Below are 18,038 nucleotides of genomic sequence, written 5' to 3'. Positions count from 1 at the left end.
GGCGGGAGAGGGGCTTTGGCTGCCCCCTTCTCCCGTCGGGAGAAGGTGCCCCGCAGGGGCGGATGAGGGTACGGGCGCAGCCGCGTGGATCACGTCAGCGCGTCGCTGCGCGCCGTACCCTCACCCCAACCCCTCTCCCGGGGGGAGAGGGGCTCCTGGCTGTTCCCTTCTCCCACCGGGAGAAGGTGCCCCGCAGGGGCGGATGAGGGTGCGGGCGCAGCCTCGTGGATCAAGTCAGCGAGTCGCTTCGCGCCGGACCCTCCCCCCAATCCCTCTCCCAGTGGGAGAGGGGCTACACGCGGCAGCGTAGAATTGGCAGATGAGCCGATTAGTCCTGATCGACGGGTCCAGTTACCTGTATCGCGCGTTTCACGCGCTTCCGCCGCTGACCAATGCCGCCGGCGAGCCCACCGGCGCGCTGTTCGGCGTGGTCAACATGCTGCGCGCCACCCTGAAGGAGCGCCCCGAGTACGTCGCCTTCGTGGTCGACGCGCCGGGCAAGACCTTCCGCGACGATCTGTACCCGCAGTACAAGGCCAACCGCCCGCCGATGCCCGACGAGCTGCGCGCGCAGGTCGAGCCGATGTGCCAGATCGTGCATGCGCTGGGCATCACCATCCTGCGCGAGGACGGGGTCGAGGCCGACGACGTGATCGGCACGCTGGCCCTGCAGGGTGCCGGCGACGGCCTGGACGTCACCATCTCCACCGGCGACAAGGATTTCGCCCAGCTGGTGCGCCCCGGCGTGCATCTGGTCAACACCATGAGCGGCAGCCGCATGGATTCGGATGCGGCGGTGATGGAGAAGTTCGGGGTCTGGCCACACCAGATCGTCGACCTGCTGGCACTGATGGGCGATGCCATCGACAACGTGCCCGGGGTGGAGAAGTGCGGGCCCAAGACCGCGGCCAAGTGGCTGGCCGAGTACGGCTCGCTGGACGGGGTGATCGCGCATGCCGATGCGATCAAGGGCAAGATCGGCGACAACCTGCGCGCGGCGCTGCAGCGGCTGCCGCTGAACCGCGAACTGGTCACCATCAAGACCGACGTGGCGCTGGCCGGCGGGCCGCGTACCCTGGGCCTGCGCGAACAGGAGCCGGAGCAGTTGCGCGGCCTGTACCAGCGCTACGGCTTCACCCAGGCGCTGCGCGACCTGGACGGCGGCGTGGCCGCGCCGGAGACCGCCAGCGAGGCGACGCCCAGCCTGCGCGGCACCGCCGCCGGGTATGCCCGGGCCGCGGCGCCGGTTGCCGATACGGCGCTGGATCCGGCACTGGCCGCCAAGGGCGACTACACCGCGGTAAGCACGCCCGCGCAGTTCGAGGAACTCCTGGGGCGCCTGCGCGCCGCCGACGGTTTCGCCTTCGACACCGAGACCGACGCGCTGGACGCCATGCGCGCCAACCTGGTCGGACTCAGCTTCGCCACCGAGCCGGGCCGCGCCGACTACCTGCCGCTGGGCCACGACTATCCCGGTGCACCGGTGCAACTGGATCGCGCGCTGGCGCTGGAGATGCTCAAGCCACTGCTGGAGGACCCGGCCAAGGCCAAGGTCGGCCAGCACGGCAAGTACGACCTGCACGTGCTGCGCCGCCACGGCGTGGACGTGCAGGGCTACGCCGACGACACCATGCTGGAGAGCTTCGTGCTCAATTCCACCGCCAGCCGCCACGACATGGACTCGCTGGCCAGGCGCTACCTGGGCTACGACACGGTCAAGTACGAGGACGTGGCCGGCAAGGGCGCCAAGCAGATCGCCTTCTCGCAGGTGGCCATCGACGACGCCACCCGCTATGCCGCCGAGGACGCCGACATCACCCTGCGCCTGCACCGCACGCTGTCGACGCAGTTGGAGGCCGAACCGGCGCTGGCGCGGGTCTACCGCGAGATCGAGATGCCGCTGGTGCCGGTGCTGGCGCGGGTCGAGGCCAACGGCGTCTGCGTGGACATCGCCGAGCTGCGCAAGCAGAGCCAGGAGCTGAGCCAGCGCATGCTGGCCGCGCAGCAGAAGGCCACCGAACTGGCCGGGCGCAGCTTCAACATGGATTCGCCGAAGCAACTGCAGGCGGTGCTGTTCGACGAACTCAAGCTGCCGGCGGTGCTGAAGACGCCCAAGGGCCAGCCCAGCACCAACGAAGAAGCACTGGAGGCGATCGCCGACCAGCACGAGCTGCCGCGGGTGATCCTGGAGTACCGCGGCCTGGCCAAGCTGCGCAGCACCTACACCGACAAGCTGCCGGAAATGGTCAACCCCGCCACCGGCCGCGTGCACACCAGCTACCACCAGGCCGGCGCCGCCACCGGGCGGTTGTCCTCCTCCGATCCCAACCTGCAGAACATTCCGATCCGCACCGACGACGGCCGCCGCATCCGCCGCGCCTTCGTCGCCCCGCCCGGGCGCAAGCTGATCGCCTGCGACTATTCGCAGATCGAGCTGCGGATCATGGCCCACCTGTCCGAGGACCCGGGCCTGCTGCGCGCCTTCGGCAGCGGCGTGGACGTGCACCGCGCCACCGCCGCCGAGGTGTTCGGGCGCAAGCTGGAGGACGTCACCGGCAACGAACGGCGCGCCGCCAAGGCGATCAACTTCGGCCTGATGTACGGCATGAGCGCGTTCGGCCTGGCCCGCAACCTGGGCATCGGCCGCGGCGAGGCCCAGGACTACGTGGCCCTGTACTTCAGCCGCTACCCGGGCGTGCGCGACTTCATGGAACGCATGCGCGAGCAGGCGCGCACCCAGGGCTACGTGGAGACCCTGTTCGGCCGCCGCCTGTACCTGAACGACATCAACGCCCGCCAGCAGGGCCTGCGTGCCGGCGCCGAGCGCGCGGCGATCAACGCGCCGATGCAGGGCACCGCCGCCGACATCATCAAGCGCGCCATGGTCGGCGTGGACGCCTGGCTGCAGGACCACCGCGACCGCGCGCTGATGATCCTGCAGGTGCACGACGAACTGGTGTTCGAGGCCGATGCCGACTTCGTCGACACCTTGCTGCCGGAAGTGACCGGGCGGATGTCCGCTGCGGCGGAGCTGAAGGTCCCGCTGGTGGTGGACAGCGGCGTGGGCGACAACTGGGACGAGGCGCATTGAGCGCCCGGGTCCTGGAGATGGATCCAGGACCCGGCATGACGTTGCGGTGCCTTGCGTAGACAGCGTGCGTGCGTGCCCGTGGAGAATTGAATCGGGTTTTCGGACGGATTATCCCGCCAGTGATTTTCGCTTCCCATTTGTGCCGCTTTTTTGACCCTGTGGCGCGCGGAAGCCCCTTGAATTCCAACTGGCGTCACACCCTGCGGCACGGGCGCTGCAGCGATTGAACGGAATTTTGACGTGGTTTATTTCGGACGAGTTTTGGGAATGAATCCGTCCTTAATCTGACAAATTTTTAACTTAAATCTTCACGAACGAGCAAGGTGGGAAATGTTCTTATATCCCTCGACAGGCGCAATACCTGTCGCGGATCTCCTCCCATCCCCTGGAGCAGATCCAGGAACGGCGACTCCTCCCCAAGTCTCCGTTCCCTGGCCCCGCCGACCTCCCCCTGGTCCGCGGGGCTTTTTTATGCCCGCAGGTTTTTCGGCGCCGCCTTCCTGGCGTCTTCTGCCGCGTTCAGCGGCGCGCGTCGGTGGGCTGCTGCAGTTGATAGAGCGCGTCGTCCAGCGTGTCCATCTGCGCGGCCAGCGTGGCGCGGGCGTCGTCCAGGCCGCGGTTGTAATAGTGCGGGCCGATGCGCTCGGCGACGAAGTCGAGCAGGAATTCGGCCTCGAACGCGCCGACCTGCTGCTGCAGCTCGGTGCGCAGGTAGGCCTGCAGCTGTTCGGCGATGGCGCGCTTGTCCTCGCGGCCCAGCACCGCGGTGCGCGCCGGCGCGCTCATGCCAGCCATTCGCGCGGCACCAGGTACTCGGCCAGGCGTGCCTCGGCGCTGCCCGGTTCCGGCTGGAAGCCGTATTCCCAGCGCACCCGCGGCGGCAGGCTCATCAGGATGCTCTCGCTGCGGCCGCCGCTCTGCAGGCCGAACAGGGTGCCGCGGTCGTAGACCAGGTTGAATTCGACGTAGCGGCCGCGCCGGTACAGCTGGAACTCGCGCTCGCGCTCGCCCCAGGGCTGGCCGCGGCGGCGTTCCACGATCGGCAGGTAGGCGTCGAGGAAGCCGTCGCCGACCGCGCGCTGGTAGGCGAAGTCGCGCTCGAAATCGGCATGCAGGTCGTCGAAGAACAGGCCGCCGACGCCGCGGGTCTCGTTGCGGTGCTTGAGGAAGAAGTACTCGTCGCACCAGCGCTTGTGCGCCGGATAGCGATCTTCGCCGAACGGCGCGCACAGGTCGTGCGCGGTCTGGTGCCAGTGGCGGGCGTCCTCGTCGAACGGGTAGTACGGGGTCAGGTCGAAGCCGCCGCCGAACCACCAGGCCACGGTGGCGCCATCGCGCTGCGCTTCGAAGTAGCGCACGTTGGCGTGGGTGGTGGGGATGTACGGACTGAGCGGGTGGAACACCAGCGACACCCCGACCGCGCGCCAGGAGGCGCCGGCCAGTTCCGGGCGATTGGCGCTGGCCGAGGGCGGCAGGCGGGTGCCGGCGACGTCGGAAAAGCCGATGCCGGCCTGCTCGAACACCGCGCCGTCGCGCAGGATGCGGGTGCGGCCGCCGCCGCCCTCCGCGCGCTGCCACAGGTCTTCGGCGAAACGGGCCTGGCCGTCGGTGGCCTCGATCGCCGCGCAGATGCGGTCCTGCAGGCCGGTGAGATAGTCGCGGACACGGTCGAAAGTATGCATGCCGCCATTCTAGAAGCTGGCTGTGTCAGTCGTCTGCGGCCGGCTGCACGGACGCTGCAGATCGGTCGGGGTGCATCAGCGGCGGAACTCGGCGCGGATGGCAGGGCGGCACAACTGGTAGACCAACCAGCCGTGCAGGCCGGCGAAGACCAGGGCGGTCAGCGCGCCGCTGACCATGAGCGTGATCCGGCCCAGGGCCAGGTCGTGCTGGAGCTGTTGCGGGTCGACGCCCTGCTGCAGCGTCCACGCATGCAGCAGGTCGAACAGTTGCCACAGCAGCGGCAGCGCCGCGAAGTTGGCCGCGGCGGTGACCACCAGGAACACGATGAACGCCCGCCGCGCCCAGTCGCGCCGTTGCAGCAGCGCCCACGCCGCCGCGCACAGCGCCGCGGACAGCAGCGCGGTCAGCCAGGACAGGGCCAGCGCATGGGTCACGCACCACTGCAGCAGCGGCGGCAATGGCAGGCCGGCCTCGCGCAGCGCGCCCTCGATCGCCCCGTCCGGCAATGCCAGCAGCAGCAGCGCCTGGCCAATCCCATACAGCAGCGACAGCACCCCCAGCAGCAGCGTGAGCTTGGCCATCGCGTCGATGGTCTGGTTGCGGGCGGCTGGCAGGGGCGGGGGCGACATCGGCGGTCCTTCGGGGCGGGGCGGCGCTGGCGGCGCGCACCGGCGGCGGTCCGGCAAGGATAGGGATGGCGGACCCAGGCGCAAGCCGGGTGGGGCGCGGGATGGTGCCCTGCGCATGTGCCGGGCGCGTGGCCGACGGCAAGGTCGTACCGTTGCGGTCCGGGCCGGGGGCTGCCAAAACCGCCAGGGAAGGTATTGCCGAGTCCGTTGGCTGTGTGTGCTCGCGTAGGAGCGGCTTCAGCCGCGACGGGCCTCACCGGTCACGCGTCGCGGCTGAAGCCGCTCCTACGGAACGGCGCGATGCGTGGCGGACGCAGGAGGTGACGGTGTCCTGCGGGCGCCGCGCGGTGTTCCCCCGGCACCTGCCGCACGTGGACGGCAGGTGCCTCGGTATGCGGCCGGCTCAGCGCAGCTCGCGCTCGAACAGCTTGAGGATGCGCTTGTACTCGTCCAGCCAGGAGTCGGCGCGGGTGAAGCCGTGCTTCTCCATCGGGTACGGCGCGATCTCCCAGTTGTCCTTGTGCAGTTCGATCAGCTTCTGGGTCATGTCCACCGAGTCCTTGAAGAACACGTTGTCGTCGACCATGCCGTGGGCGATCAGCAGGTGGTCGCGCAGCCCGCTGGCGTACTCGATCGGCGAGGAGGTGCGATAGGCCTCCGGGTCCAGGTCCGGGGTGTTGAGGATGTTGGAGGTGTACTCGTGGTTGTACTGGCTCCAGTCGGCCACCGGGCGCAGCGCGGCGCCGGCCTTGAATGTGCCGGGGCTGCGGAACAGCGCCATGTAGGTCATGAAGCCGCCGTAGGAGCCGCCGTAGATGCCGGCGCGGCCGCGGTCGCCCTGCTTGCTGTCGACCAGCCAGTCCAGGCCGTCCAGGTAGTCCTCCAGCTCGGGATGGCCCATGTCGCGGTAGATCGCGGTGCGCCAGTCGCGGCCGTAGCCGGCGCTGGCGCGGTAGTCCAGGTCCAGCACGATGTAGCCCTTCTGCACCAGCAGGTTGTGGAACATCTGCTCGCGGAAGTACGGGGTGTAGCGCGCCGACACGTTCTGCAGGTAGCCGGCGCCGTGCACGAACATCACTACCGGATAGCGCTTGCCCGGCTCCGGCTGCGCCGGACCGTAGTACTTGCCCCAGACGGTGCCGGCGCCGTGCTTGGACGGCACCTGCACGAACTGCGGCTGCACCCACGGACGCGCCTTGAACGCGGCGCTGCGGGTGTCGGTGAGCACGCGCGCGTTGCCGCCGGCGGCCGGAAGCACCGCCAGTTGCGGCGGCAGATAGGGGCCGGAGTAGTGCACCAGCAGTTGCTGGCCGTCCGGCGACAGTGCGAAGTCTTCGACGCCGTCCAGCGAGGTCAGCTCGGTGACGCTGTCGTTGCGCAGGTCGAGCTTGCACACCTCGTAGTCGCCCGGCCACTTGCGGTTGCACAGGAACAGGAAGCCCTGGCCGTCGGCGCTGACCACCGGCGCGGACACTTCCCATTTGCCGGAGGTGCGCTGGCGCGGCTTCTCGTTGCCGCGCTGGGTGTACAGGTGCGAATAGCCGGACTGCTCGGACAGCAGCCACAGCGTCTGGTTGTCCGGCATCCAGCCGAAGTCGTTGAAGCTCCAGTTGATCCAGGCCGGATCGGTCAGGCGGTGGCGCGGCTGCAGCACCGCCTTGTCCAGGTCGACGCTGGCGATCCAGCGGTCCTTGTTGTCCACCGCGCGCAGCAGCACGGCGACGTTGCGGCCGTCCTCGCTCCAGTGCATCGAGGCGCCGCTGCCGTCGCCGTCGGTTTCCACGCGCACCGCACGCGGGCCCTGCAGCGGCTCCTGCTTGGCCGCCTTGCGCAGCGCGGCCAACGGATCGGTGCCGATGCCGGGCAGCACCGACAGATCGAGCTTGCGCGCGCTGCCGGCCACCGCATCGACCAGCCACAGGGTCTGCGCCACCGGCGAATTGCGCCCGACCAGGGTGCGCGCTTCCTGGAACTCGGCGTAGCCGGATTCGGTCACGTAGCGCGGCATCTTGCTGTCGCGGCCTTCTTCTGCGCCCTTGGCGTGGGTCACCACCAGCAGGTGGCGACCGTCCGGCGACAGCGCGCTGTCGTCGACCACCACGTCGTCGCCCAGGTACACCGGCGCCGGCGCGCGACTGCTGTCGGCGCGGCGCCAGGCCTGCTCCTGCTGGCGCAGCAGCTCGCGCTGCGCGCGGTCGCGGGCCAGGGTTTCCAGGGTGCGCAGTTGCTGGTCGCGCAACACGTCGGGCTTGGGCGCGGCATCGGGGTCGCGCTCGGCCTTGAGCACCGCGGCCTGCTGCACGCCGCCGCCTGGGCTCCAGCGGTACCAGTCGTTGCCGACCCGCCACAGCGCGCCGCCATCGGTGGCGAACTGCGGCCGTGCGGCGGCCTGGTTGCTGCGGGTCAGCTGGGTCAGCGCGCCGCTGCGCAGGTCGCGCAGGAACACGTCGCCGTTGCGCACGAACAGCATGCGCTGGCGGCGCGCGTCGTAGACCGGATTGGCCGCGTCCAGCGTGCTGCGCTGGGCGTCCTCGACCCGTTGCGCGGCGCCGCCGTCGACGCCCTGGCGGTAGGTGTCGCGCACCGGGCTGCCGGTGCGCTTGAGCTGGTACTGCACCTGGCGTCCGTCCCAGGCCCACCAGGCGTCCTCGACCGGCGGCCCGATCCAGTCCGGATCGGCCATGGCCTGCTCGATGGTCAGCGGGGCGGCGGCCTCCTGGGCCGCGGCCAGCGGCGCCAGGCAGGACAGGGACAGCAACACGACAGCGCTCAGGGCGAAACGACGCATCTGGAATTCCGGGCGAACGGCAAACCGCAAGCGTAGCAGCCGCCGGGGCGGCGCGATTGCGCCGTTGGTCATGGGCGCCACCGGCAGCGGCGGACTTGTCGTCTTGGCGACGGTGCTGGCGGATAAGCGCCGGGTAGATCGGCCCACGCGGTGGCGGCGTCATGATCGCCTGTCACACCGCGCCTGGCTTCAGCTGAAGATGGCCTGGAACAACGCAGGCCAAGGCCGGCACGCCACTGACTGAGGCAAGCATCGCAAACGGGTGTTCCATGACGAGTGTGCTTGTGTGGGTGGCGCTTGCAACAGGTGGCGGACAGCAAACGCACGACCTGCCAAAGAACGACTGTGCGTCCCGCTTGCGTCCGCTTGACACCATTCGGCCAGCGCTGCCGGGGCGTACGGAGAGCCAGTTCGCCGGCTCGATCTACGTCGTGATCGTGATTGAAAGGAATGGCGGCGTCTCGTTTGCCGACATATCGAGGGTTGATGTCAAACAGGTGGACAGAAGGGAATTCTCCGATTCCGGATACGCCGAAGCGGTGATTGACGCTGTCGGGAAGTGGACGTTTCCCGAGGTGAGCATGCGATGCAAAAAGGAAGTCGAGGTGAAGCTGGCTTTGTCTCGTTGATGGAGGCGCCTGGCTTGAGACGTGGCCCGATGAACCGAGGATCGAACAGAACACGCTTCCCCCTGGTCGCGATCGCGCCAACCCCGCGGCGATGGAGGCGCTGCGACAAACCGTCACATCCCATTTCGCCGCGCCGCACCAACAATAGGCATCGTTTCCGCTGCCTCAGGCGCTACCCATGGACGCCCTGCTGCTGTCGCGCATCCAGTTCGGATTCGTCATCAGTTTCCACGTGCTGTTCCCGGCCTTCACCATCGGCCTGTCGAGCTGGCTGGCGTTCCTGGAGTGGCGCTGGCTGCGCACCCGCGACACGGTGTGGCGCGATCTGTACTTCTTCTGGCTGAAGATCTTCGCCGTGTCCTTCGGCATGGGTGTGGTCAGCGGCATCGTGATGAGTTTCCAGTTCGGCACCAACTGGGCGGTGCTCAGCGAACGGGCCGGCAACATCCTCGGCCCGCTGCTCAGCTACGAGGTGCTGACCGCGTTCTTCCTGGAAGCCTCGTTCCTCGGCGTGATGCTGTTCGGTTGGCACAAGGTGCCGGAGAAGCTGCACTTCCTGGCCACCTGCCTGGTCGCGATCGGCACGCTGATCTCCACCTTCTGGATCCTCTCGGCCAACAGCTGGCTGCAGACCCCGGCCGGCTACGCGGTGGTCGAGGGCGTGTTCCATCCGGCCAACTGGCGCGAGGTGATCTTCAATCCCTCGTTCCCGTACCGGCTCACGCACATGGTGCTGGCCGCGTTCATCACGACGTGCTTCGTGATCGGCGGGGTCAGCGGCTGGTACCTGCGTCGCGGCGAGCACCTGGACGCGGCCGGGCGCATGCTCAAGCTGGCGGTGGCGTTCGCCGCGATCGCGCTGCCGCTGCAGATCGCCGCCGGCGATGCGCACGGCCTGAACACGCTCGAGCACCAGCCGATCAAGGTGGCGGCGATGGAAGGCCACTGGCATGGCGAGGCGCCGGGACAGGGCGTGCCGCTGGTGGTGTTCGCGGTGCCCAACGAGGCCGCCGAGCGCAACGACTACGAGGTGACCATCCCGCGCCTGGGCAGCGTGATCCTGACGCATACGCTGGATGGCGAGATCACCCCGCTGACCGCGGTGCCGCGCGACGAGCGGCCGCCGGTGAAGCCGGTGTTCTATGCGTTCCGGGTGATGGTCGGGCTGGGCATGGCGATGCTGCTGCTGGCGCTGGTGTCGCTGTTCTTTTGGTGGCGCGGCACGCTGCTGCGCCGGCGCGCGCTGCACCTGGCGTGGAACGCGATGCTGCCGGCCGGGTTCGTGGCGCTGGTCGCCGGCTGGTTCGTCACCGAGATCGGGCGCCAGCCCTACGTGATCTACGGCCTGCTGCATACCCGCGATGCGGTCAGCCCGACGCTCAGCCCGGCGATGGTGTGGATTTCGCTGAGCGTGTACGTGCTCGCCTACGCGCTGGTGTTCGGCTTCGGCAGTTGGTACATCCTGCGTATGCTGCGCCACGGGCCGCTGCCGCACGAGCCGGCGCCGCGCATGCAGGAGGGCGACAAGACCCCGGCGCGGCCGCTGTCGGCGGCCGACGACGACATCGAGGAGACCCGCTGATGGACATGGCGACCGTATTGCCGGTGATCTGGTTCGGCGTGATCGGCTTCGGCGTGCTGATGTACGTGCTGCTGGACGGCTTCGTGCTCGGCCTGGGCATCCTGGCGCCGTTCGCCGAGGACGAAGACCAGCTCGACCTGATGATGAACACCGCCGCGCCGATCTGGGACGGCAACGAGACCTGGCTGGTGCTCGGCGGTGCCGGCCTGCTGGCGGCCTTCCCCAAGGCCTACGCGATCGTACTGTCGGCGCTGTACCTGCCGGTGCTGCTGATGTTGATCGCACTGGTGTTCCGCGGCGTGGCCTTCGAGTTCCGCTTCAAGGCGCGCAGCTCCAAATACCTGTGGGGCTGGGCGTTCGCGCTGGGCTCGTTGTGCGCGGCGTTCTGGCAGGGGGTGATCCTCGGCGCGCTGGTGGAAGGCATGCCGCTGCAGGACGGCAAGTATTTGGGCGGGGTGCTGGGCTGGTTCAGCCCGTTCTCGATGCTCACCGGCGCGGCGGTGGTGTTCGGCTACGCGTTGCTCGGCGGCAGCTGGCTGATCCTCAAGACCGAGGGCGCGATGCAGCGCATCGCCCGCACCCTGACCCGGCCACTGGTGCTGGTGGTGGTGGTGTTCATGGGCCTGGTCAGCGCCTGGCTGCCGTTCCTGGACTCGCGGATCATGGCGCGCTGGTTCCACGACGGGAACTTCTGGTGGCTGTCGCCGGTGCCGCTGCTGGTGCTGGTCAACGCGCTGGCGCTGTGGCGCGCGGCGATGGCGCAGGGCCGCGATGCGCGCCCGTTCGTGCTGACCCTGTGCTTCTTCGTGCTCGGCTTCTTCGGCCTGGTGCTGGGCATCTGGCCGAACATCGTGCCGCCCGGGCTGACCATCTGGGAAGCGGCCTCGCCGCCGTCCTCGCAGGGCTTCGTGCTGGTCGGGCTGGCGGTGCTGCTGCCGGTGATCCTGGGCTACACCGCGTGGTCGTACCGGGTGTTCCGCGGCAAGATCACCGCCGACACCGGCTACCACCACTGACGGCGGCCGCCGCGGCGGCCGGCCGGCTTGCCAGCGGCGGCGGTGGCGGCCAAGCTACCGACTCCCGCGCCGTGCGGGTCATTGCCCGCCCGAGCCGCCGCCCCGCATGTCCGCCGTTTCCTCCGAGATTCCCGCTTCGCCCCTGTTGCACCCGCTGGCCGTCGGCGACGCGCGGCGGCCGCTGGCCTTCGCCAACGGCGAGCACATCGACCTGGCAACCTTCCTCGGCCACGTGCGCGGCCTGGCCGCGGTGCTGCCGGCCGGCAGGCACGCGCTGAACCTGTGCGAGGACCGCTATCGCTTCATGGTCGCGTTCTGCGCGGTGGCGCTGCGCGGGCAGACTTCGTTGCTGCCGTCCTCGCGTGCGCCGGCGGTGGTGGCCGAGGTGCAGCGCACCCATGCCGACTGCTACTGCCTGGGCGACCTGGCGCTGGCCGAGCCGCCGCCGCGCTACTGGCAGTTGCCGGACGCGCTGCCGTCGCTGGACGGGCCGATGCCGCAGCTGGCCGACGACGCGTTGGTCGCGATCGGCTTCACCTCCGGCAGCACCGGCGCGCCCAAGCCCAATCCCAAGACCTGGGGCAGCTTTCTCACCAGCACCCGCCAGGACCTGCTGGCGCTGGTCGGGCTGTGGCCGGACACGGCGGTGCCGCAGGTGGTGGCGACGGTGCCGCCGCAGCACATGTACGGCATGGAGTTGTCGATCCTGCTGCCGCTGGTGACGCCGCTGGCGGTGCACGCCGGGCGCCCGTTCTTTCCCGAGGACGTGGCCCGCGCACTGGCGCAGTTGCCGGCGCCCCGTCTGTTGGTGACCACGCCCGTGCATCTGCGCGCGCTGGTCGAATCCGGCGTCGCCCTGCCGCCGCTGGCCGGCATCGTCTCGGCCACCGCGCCGCTGGCGCAGGACCTGGCCGCCGCCGCCGAGGCGCGCTTCGGCGGGCAGGTGCGCGAGATGTTCGGCTCCACCGAGACCTGCGTGTTCGCCAGCCGCCGCACCGCCTGCGAGGTGCCGTGGACGCCGTTGCCCGGCGTGCGCGTGGCGCCGCAGCCGGACGGCACCCTGGTGCATGCGCCGCACCTGCCGCAGCCGGTGCTGCTGGCCGACCTGATGGAAGTGGACGCCGACGGCCGCTTCCAGGTGCGCGGCCGCCAGGCCGACCTGCTGGAGATCGCCGGCAAGCGCGCCTCGCTGGCCGACCTCACCCGGCGCCTGCTGGCCCTGCCGGGCGTGGTCGACGGCGCGATGCTGCAACTGGACCCGGAACCGGGCCAGGCGGTAGGCCGCATCGCCGCGGTGGTGGTGGCGCCAACCCTGGACGAAGCCGCGATCCTGACCGCGCTGCGCCGCGAACTGGACCCGGTGTTCCTGCCGCGCCGCTTGCGCCTGCTCGACGCCCTGCCGCGCAACGAGACCGGCAAGCTGCCGCGCGATCGCATGCTGGCGTTGTTGGCTGGAGAGCGCGACGCCTGAGGCGCAGGAAGATTGCACCGGTCCACCAGGCCGATCGGATTGTCGACGCGTTAGGACGGGCTGCGCATGATGGAGCCTGTGTGTGCCCAGCGTCGCTCGCGTTCGAAGCGACGGCTCGCTTCACTCGGACAAGCGTTTCGACACCTCGGCGACGAGGCGCTCCATGTCCACCGGCATGCGCGTATCCACCGCGACCACGGCTCCTAGTCCGACCGGTCCGGCGTACTCGGCGAGCATGTCCGGCGACAGTGCTTTCAACGGATGCGCTGCGTGATGCGTGCTGGCCGCGGCGCGCTCCCGAAAACGTCGGGCGGTTTCGTCGGGGCCGCAGTCGCAGTGCACTTCGACGATGACGGCGTCCAGGCTGACCAGTTTGTCGCGTTCGTACGCGCTGCGCGGCCGGAAGTTGGCTTCCAGCACCGCCTGCGGCGCATGGCGCGCCAGCGACCAGAGCAGTTCCATCGCCGCGCCGCCGATCCGGCGCGATGCGGCGAGATCGCCGCCGCTGTCGCCGAGGGCGTCGGTCAGGGTTTCCTTGATGACATCCTTGCAGAACAGCGGAAATCCGAGCCGTTCGGCGAGCGGGACCGCCAAGGTGGTTTTCCCTGCGCCAGGCGCGCCGGACACGATCACGATCTTGCGGCGACTGTCGGACATGGCATGCCGGTGCAAAAGGTCTGGAACGGGCGCCACCGATCATCCGGCGACGTGACTTGGAAATCGGTGCGCGTCTTTGCAAGCGGCGAACCGCGGCAGCAGTGATGGCCTAACACCTCGCAGCGTTCGACGCCTGATCGAGCCAACCGCAGCGCCGGCGCGGCGATGGCGAGCTCGCGCACTCAGCGACGCGGGTGCTCAACCATGCACGCCGTCGATCTCCACCGCCAATTCGTCGCGGCAGATCACCGCGTGCAGCAGCAGGCGCGGCACGCGCTCGCCGAAGCGCGCATCCAGTGCGTCGGCGACCAGCGGCAGGTCGCCGGGCTCGCGCACGTAGACCTTCAGGCGGGTGCCGTCGCCGAACTGCGGCGGCAGGTCCGGGGCGTGTTCGCGCGCGGCCGCCAGCAGGGCATCGAAGTTGGCGAAGGTTTCCTCCAGCTGCGCCAGCAACTGGCCCTGGTGCATGGAGGCGTGGCCGACCACGCTGGCGGTGCCCGACAGCAGCAGCGGCATGTCGCTGCCGGCCGGCGGCAGCATGGCGCGGGCGAAGCTGGGCGGCTGCGGGCCGTACTGGCGCGGGTAGCGGTAGGCGCTGACCTGGCGCGGGTTCTCCAGCGGGGTGCCGGCCTGCGCGGCGGCCAGCCAGTAGATCTGCATCACCCGCGCGTCGTCGCAGCGGCCGACCGCGGTCGCCGCCGGCAACTGGGTGGCGTCGAAATCGCCCAGCCCGCGCGCGCGGCCGACGCAGAAGCGCCGGTAGCGCTCGCGGTCGCCGCTGCCCAGGGTGATCGCATCCAGGTAGTTCCAGATCCGCAGCAGGCGCGGGGTGGCGCTGCCGGCGACGAAGCCGCTGAGCTGCGCGTAGGCGAGCGCGGCGGCTTCCTCGATGTCCAGGTCGACCTGGCGCTCGTCGATCTCGATCACGCCGAACTGCAGGCGGCCGTCGCTGGCCCAGGCGATGGCGCCGTCGCGGCCGCTGTGCACCGGCGCGTCGGTGCGCCACACCTCGAGCATGCGCGGGCCGTGCGGCTGCAGCGGCACGCGCAGGTAGCGCGGGTCGTCGTGGTAGGGCGCGGTCTCGCCGAAGCCGAACACCGCCAGCACGCGGTCCTCGGCCAGCAACTGGCTGGGATCGGTCTCGGCGACGTAGTCCACCTGCAACTGCGGATGGCCCTGCGTGTGGTGCGGGAACTGCAGGTGCGGGCGGCTCATGGGGTGTCTCCGTGCAAGGTGTCGCCGTGGAACTGTTCGCGGGCCTGGCGGCGGCGGTGGCGCCAGGCGCGCCACGCCCGCGGCAGCATCGCCACCGCGGACAGCGCATAGATGGCGCGGAACACGCGCAGGCGGCGCAGCACCGCGCGGTTGTCGAACACGTCGCCGGCGAGCATCGCCACCACCGCCTGTTCCACCTGCAGCACGTTGCGCGGCTGCGCGAACAGCTCGCGCATGGTCGGCGAGGTGAAGCGGTAGATGAACCACTTGAACTCGTCCAGGCCGCCGCGCAGGTGCCGTTCCAGGCGCCGTTGCAGTCGCGCTTCGCGGGCCGGGTCGCGCAGCGCCGCGTCGACCATGGCCGCGCCGCGCTCGGCGCTGTGCATGGCCAGGTACACGCCCGAGGAGAACATCGGGTCGACGAAGGCGTAGGCGTCGCCGAGCATCAGCCAGCGTGGGCCGCTCATGCGCGTGCATTCGTAGGCGTAGTTGCCGGTGGCATGCACCGGCGCCACGCGCTGCGCGCCGGCCATGCGCGCCACCACGTCCGGATTCAGCGCCAGGGTGCGCAGCAGGAACGTCTCGCTGTCGCAGCCCTGACGGGTCTTCATGTACTCCGGGTCGCACACCGCGCCGACGCTCATCACGTCGTCGGGCAGCGGGATCAGCCACATCCAGCCGTGCGCGTGGCGGTAGATGCTGATGTTGCCGGCGTCCTCGCCCGGGCGCCGCGCCACGCCGCGGAAATGGCTGAACAGCGCCGCCGACTGGTGCCGCGGGTTGGCGCGCTTGAGCTTGAGCTTGTTGCCGAGGAAGGTGTCGCGGCCGCTGGCGTCGATCAGGTAGCGCGGCCGGTAGTGGCGCACGCCGTCGGCGCTGCGCGCCTGCACCGTCGGCGTCTCGCCGTCCAGTTGCACCGCCTCGACCCGCACGCCCTCATGCACGTCGGCGCCGACCGCACGCGCGTGGGCGAACAGCACCCGGTCGAAGTCGGCGCGCGGCACCTGCAGCGCGAAGTCGGACTGCGCGCCCAGCGCATGCGCGAAACGAAAAGTGTTGTAGCCGCCGGCGTCGTTGGGGAAGTCGGCGCCGAGCTTGAGCACGCCGATCGCCCGCACCTGGTCCAGCACGCCCAGCCGCCGCAGGATCGGCATGTTCATCGGCAGCAGCGATTCGCCGATGTGGAAGCGTGGGTGGTGGTCCTTTTCCAGCACCGTCACCCGCCAGCCGCGTTGCGCCAGGGCGATCGCCGCCGCGCAGCCGGCCGGCCCCCCGCCGATCACCAGCACGTCGGGCGTTTCCGCCTCGATGGCGCTTGCGGTGGGGGGAGGGGAAGCAACAGCGGAGGACGTCATCCTGAGGGAACCTGCGGGCGCAACGGCGGGGCGAAACGGCATGATAGCGTGCTGTTCGCGGGCCGATGGTTGCGCCGCAGCGCCCGATGCACCATCTTGTCGCACCCGTCCTTACGCCTGGAAGCCCCTGGATGTCTTCGCAAACCGCCGCCGAACGTGAACTGGCCGAGCTGCTGGTCGAGAGCCTGAACCTGGAAGACGTCCAGCCCGGCGACATCGATCCGGAGGCGCCGCTGTTCAATACCGGCCTGGGGCTGGACTCGATCGACGCCCTGGAACTGGCGCTGGCGATCAGCAAGCGCTACGGCTTCCAGCTGCGTTCGGACAACGACGAGAACCGCCGCATCTTCGCCTCGCTACGCGCGCTGTCGGCGCATGTCGAAGCCAACAAGACCAGCTGAGCCGGCCGACGCCGCGCCCTGGGCGCTGGCCCTGGGCGTGCTGCTGGCGCTGGCCTACTCGCCGCTGGCGCACTGGGCCAACGCCGCGCACCGCCCGGACCTGGCGGTGCTGGCCGGGGCGGCGCTGGTGCTGATGGTGCTGGTGGAGCCGATGGCGCGCTGGCGGCCCTGGGCCTGGGCGCTGGCCATCGCCGCGACGGCGGCGCTGGTGCCGCTGTGGCGCTCGCCGCACGCCCTGCTGCTGCTGGCCGCGCCGCCGGTCCTGTTCACCGCCTGGGTGGCCTGGTTCTTCGGGCGCAGCCTGCAGCGCGGGCGCACACCGTTGATTACCCGCATCGTCGAGGCCCTGTACCGGCAGGCCGGCATGCCGATCACCGCGGAGCAACTGCGCTACACCCGCCGCCTGACCCTGGCCTGGACCCTGCTGCTGGTGGGGCTGACCCTGCTCAACCTGGTGCTGGCGCTGTGCGCCCAGCCCAGCGGGGTGCTGGCGCAACTGGGCCTGGCCGCGCCGCTGCCGATCAGCGACGCGCGCGCCTCGCTGTTCGCCAATCTGCTGGGCTACGGGGTCATCGGCGGCTTCTTCGTCGGCGAGTATCTGCTGCGCGGGCGCTGGTTTCCGCAGCGTCCCTACCGTAATCTGCCCGATTTCCTGCACCGGTTGGCGCGGCTGGGGCCGGTTTTTTGGCGCGATCTGTTGCGCTGACGTGCGGGAGTGCAGGGGACGCAAGAGTCGTGCAGATCATCAAGGAAAACAGCAAGTTGCCGCAGGCAGGGATGCCCTCGCGCATGGCCTGGGCGGTGTGGAACGCCCTGCAGTTGGTGTTCACCCTGGCGCACACCGCGCTGGGCATCGTCGTTGCGCTGGTGTTGCTGCGGCTGAGCGGACCGCGCCTGCCGCTGCGCATGGCTGCGCGCTTCTGGGCGCCGGTGCTGCTGTTCGGCGCCGGGGCGCGACTGCAGGTGGAGGGCCGCGAGCGGGTGGACTGGTCGCGCAACCACCTGTTCGTCAGCAACCACCAGTCGATCATCGACATCTGCGCGCTGTTCATGGCGCTGCCGGTGCCGCTGCGCTTCCTGCTCAAGGACGAGATGCTGAAGGTGCCGTTCGTGAACTGGTATGCGCGCGACACCGGCATGCTGTTCCTGGACCGCGACAGCCGCCGCGCCGGGGCGATGATGCGGCGCGAGGCGGCGGCGCTGCTGCGCCGTGGCCAGGACCTGTGCCTGTTTCCGGAAGGCACCCGCAGCCGCAGCGGCGCGCTGGCCGAGTTCAAGGCCGGGCTGCTGCAGGCCGCGATCGATGCCGGGGTGGACGTGGTGCCGGTGGCGCTGGACGGGGCGGGCAAGGTGCTGCCGCCGACCAGCCTGTTCCGGGTCCGGCCCGGCGTCATCCGGGTGCGGATCGGCACGCCGATCCCGGTGAACGGCGAGGACGGCCCGCTGACTCGCCAGGAATTGACCCAGCGCGCGCACCAGGCCGTCCGTGCGATGCTCGAACCCAGGATATGAGTCGCCCGT

Annotated in this window: 15 protein-coding genes; 8 read left to right on the top strand and 7 right to left on the bottom strand. The window is 70.0% G+C overall.

Going from position 1 to position 18,038, the window contains the following annotated elements; all coding sequences use genetic code 11:
* The first annotated feature begins 319 nt into the window (after positions 1–319).
* The gene (gene polA / locus PG878_RS20115; RefSeq protein WP_209030110.1) at positions 320–3,091 is read left to right on the top strand and encodes a DNA polymerase I; all 2,772 of its coding nucleotides are present in this window, start codon (positions 320–322) and stop codon (positions 3,089–3,091) included.
* Between the two features lie 519 nt (positions 3,092–3,610).
* Here polA and PG878_RS20110 read toward each other — a convergent pair.
* The 4 genes from PG878_RS20110 to PG878_RS20095 all read right to left on the bottom strand — a co-directional run bounded on the left by PG878_RS20110 (position 3,611) and on the right by PG878_RS20095 (position 8,191).
* Positions 3,611–3,877, bottom strand: a complete 267-nt coding sequence (locus tag PG878_RS20110; RefSeq protein ID WP_209030111.1) for a DUF2164 domain-containing protein — start codon at positions 3,875–3,877, stop codon at positions 3,611–3,613.
* Positions 3,874–4,773, bottom strand: a complete 900-nt coding sequence (hemF, locus tag PG878_RS20105) for an oxygen-dependent coproporphyrinogen oxidase (protein ID WP_209030112.1) — start codon at positions 4,771–4,773, stop codon at positions 3,874–3,876. The genes PG878_RS20110 and hemF overlap by 4 nt, the downstream gene beginning before the upstream one ends.
* A 75-nt stretch (positions 4,774–4,848) precedes the next feature.
* The gene (locus PG878_RS20100; RefSeq protein ID WP_209030113.1) at positions 4,849–5,403 is read right to left on the bottom strand and encodes a hypothetical protein; all 555 of its coding nucleotides are present in this window, start codon (positions 5,401–5,403) and stop codon (positions 4,849–4,851) included.
* Positions 5,404–5,806: 403 nt separating this feature from the next.
* Positions 5,807–8,191: a S9 family peptidase gene (locus tag PG878_RS20095; protein WP_209030114.1), complete on the bottom strand. Its 2,385-nt coding sequence runs from the start codon at positions 8,189–8,191 to the stop codon at positions 5,807–5,809.
* A 269-nt stretch (positions 8,192–8,460) separates the two neighbouring features.
* On the opposite strand from PG878_RS20095, the gene PG878_RS20090 reads away from it, so the two are divergent.
* The 4 genes from PG878_RS20090 (at position 8,461) to PG878_RS20075 (ending at position 12,889) form a co-directional block, all read left to right on the top strand.
* Positions 8,461–8,820 carry a hypothetical protein gene (locus PG878_RS20090; RefSeq protein WP_209030115.1) on the top strand — a complete coding sequence of 120 codons (360 nt, stop codon included), beginning with the start codon at positions 8,461–8,463 and terminating at the stop codon, positions 8,818–8,820.
* Between the two features lie 178 nt (positions 8,821–8,998).
* A complete protein-coding gene (locus tag PG878_RS20085) occupies positions 8,999–10,402 on the top strand; it encodes a cytochrome ubiquinol oxidase subunit I (RefSeq protein ID WP_209030116.1) in 1,404 nt (467 codons plus the stop codon).
* Positions 10,402–11,418, top strand: coding sequence for a cytochrome d ubiquinol oxidase subunit II (gene cydB / locus PG878_RS20080; RefSeq protein WP_209030117.1), 1,017 nt, complete (start codon positions 10,402–10,404; stop codon positions 11,416–11,418). The genes PG878_RS20085 and cydB overlap by 1 nt, the downstream gene beginning before the upstream one ends.
* Positions 11,419–11,524: 106 nt before the next feature.
* A complete protein-coding gene (locus PG878_RS20075) occupies positions 11,525–12,889 on the top strand; it encodes an AMP-binding protein (RefSeq protein WP_209030118.1) in 1,365 nt (454 codons plus the stop codon).
* A 120-nt stretch (positions 12,890–13,009) separates the two neighbouring features.
* Here the strand turns inward: PG878_RS20075 and PG878_RS20070 are convergent, their stop codons facing one another.
* The 3 genes from PG878_RS20070 to PG878_RS20060 all read right to left on the bottom strand — a co-directional run bounded on the left by PG878_RS20070 (position 13,010) and on the right by PG878_RS20060 (position 16,116).
* Complete coding sequence (locus PG878_RS20070; protein ID WP_209030119.1) at positions 13,010–13,546, bottom strand: P-loop nucleotide/nucleoside kinase family protein; 537 nt, start codon at positions 13,544–13,546, stop codon at positions 13,010–13,012.
* A gap of 198 nt (positions 13,547–13,744) precedes the next feature.
* Entirely contained in the window at positions 13,745–14,761 is a 1,017-nt protein-coding gene (locus tag PG878_RS20065) for a chorismate transformation FkbO/Hyg5 family protein (RefSeq protein WP_209030120.1), read from the bottom strand.
* Complete coding sequence (locus PG878_RS20060) at positions 14,758–16,116, bottom strand: NAD(P)/FAD-dependent oxidoreductase (RefSeq protein ID WP_209030121.1); 1,359 nt, start codon at positions 16,114–16,116, stop codon at positions 14,758–14,760. Before PG878_RS20060 ends, PG878_RS20065 begins: the two co-directional genes overlap by 4 nt.
* Before the next feature lie 131 nt (positions 16,117–16,247).
* On the opposite strand from PG878_RS20060, the gene xanC reads away from it, so the two are divergent.
* Genes xanC through PG878_RS20045 form a run of 3 tightly spaced genes read left to right on the top strand, consistent with a single transcriptional unit; the run spans position 16,248 to position 18,029 of the window.
* Positions 16,248–16,517 (top strand): xanthomonadin biosynthesis acyl carrier protein XanC, encoded by a 270-nt coding sequence (xanC, locus tag PG878_RS20055; RefSeq protein WP_003470209.1) that lies wholly within the window; start codon positions 16,248–16,250, stop codon positions 16,515–16,517.
* Positions 16,492–17,223 (top strand): COG4648 family protein, encoded by a 732-nt coding sequence (locus PG878_RS20050; protein WP_209030122.1) that lies wholly within the window; start codon positions 16,492–16,494, stop codon positions 17,221–17,223. The genes xanC and PG878_RS20050 overlap by 26 nt, the downstream gene beginning before the upstream one ends.
* A gap of 56 nt (positions 17,224–17,279) precedes the next feature.
* Positions 17,280–18,029 carry a lysophospholipid acyltransferase family protein gene (locus PG878_RS20045; protein ID WP_209030290.1) on the top strand — a complete coding sequence of 250 codons (750 nt, stop codon included), beginning with the start codon at positions 17,280–17,282 and terminating at the stop codon, positions 18,027–18,029.
* Positions 18,030–18,038 lie beyond the last annotated feature (9 nt).

Origin of the sequence: Xanthomonas hawaiiensis (assembly GCF_031834635.1) — a bacterium.
Lineage (GTDB): Bacteria > Pseudomonadota > Gammaproteobacteria > Xanthomonadales > Xanthomonadaceae > Xanthomonas_A > Xanthomonas_A sacchari.
Note: the sequence above shows the minus strand (reverse complement) of the source record. Positions and strands in the feature narration are given on the sequence as shown.

Excerpts from the sequence above, each read along its gene's own strand:
- polA (WP_209030110.1), top strand. The coding sequence starts at position 320 with ATGAGCCGATTAGTCCTGATCGACGGGTCCAGTTACCTGTATCGCGCG.
- PG878_RS20110 (WP_209030111.1), bottom strand. The coding sequence starts at position 3,877 with ATGAGCGCGCCGGCGCGCACCGCGGTGCTGGGCCGCGAGGACAAGCGC.
- hemF (WP_209030112.1), bottom strand. The coding sequence starts at position 4,773 with ATGCATACTTTCGACCGTGTCCGCGACTATCTCACCGGCCTGCAGGAC.
- PG878_RS20100 (WP_209030113.1), bottom strand. The coding sequence starts at position 5,403 with ATGTCGCCCCCGCCCCTGCCAGCCGCCCGCAACCAGACCATCGACGCG.
- PG878_RS20095 (WP_209030114.1), bottom strand. The coding sequence starts at position 8,191 with ATGCGTCGTTTCGCCCTGAGCGCTGTCGTGTTGCTGTCCCTGTCCTGC.
- PG878_RS20090 (WP_209030115.1), top strand. The coding sequence starts at position 8,461 with ATGACGAGTGTGCTTGTGTGGGTGGCGCTTGCAACAGGTGGCGGACAG.
- PG878_RS20085 (WP_209030116.1), top strand. The coding sequence starts at position 8,999 with ATGGACGCCCTGCTGCTGTCGCGCATCCAGTTCGGATTCGTCATCAGT.
- cydB (WP_209030117.1), top strand. The coding sequence starts at position 10,402 with ATGGACATGGCGACCGTATTGCCGGTGATCTGGTTCGGCGTGATCGGC.
- PG878_RS20075 (WP_209030118.1), top strand. The coding sequence starts at position 11,525 with ATGTCCGCCGTTTCCTCCGAGATTCCCGCTTCGCCCCTGTTGCACCCG.
- PG878_RS20070 (WP_209030119.1), bottom strand. The coding sequence starts at position 13,546 with ATGTCCGACAGTCGCCGCAAGATCGTGATCGTGTCCGGCGCGCCTGGC.
- PG878_RS20065 (WP_209030120.1), bottom strand. The coding sequence starts at position 14,761 with ATGAGCCGCCCGCACCTGCAGTTCCCGCACCACACGCAGGGCCATCCG.
- PG878_RS20060 (WP_209030121.1), bottom strand. The coding sequence starts at position 16,116 with ATGACGTCCTCCGCTGTTGCTTCCCCTCCCCCCACCGCAAGCGCCATC.
- xanC (WP_003470209.1), top strand. The coding sequence starts at position 16,248 with ATGTCTTCGCAAACCGCCGCCGAACGTGAACTGGCCGAGCTGCTGGTC.
- PG878_RS20050 (WP_209030122.1), top strand. The coding sequence starts at position 16,492 with ATGTCGAAGCCAACAAGACCAGCTGAGCCGGCCGACGCCGCGCCCTGG.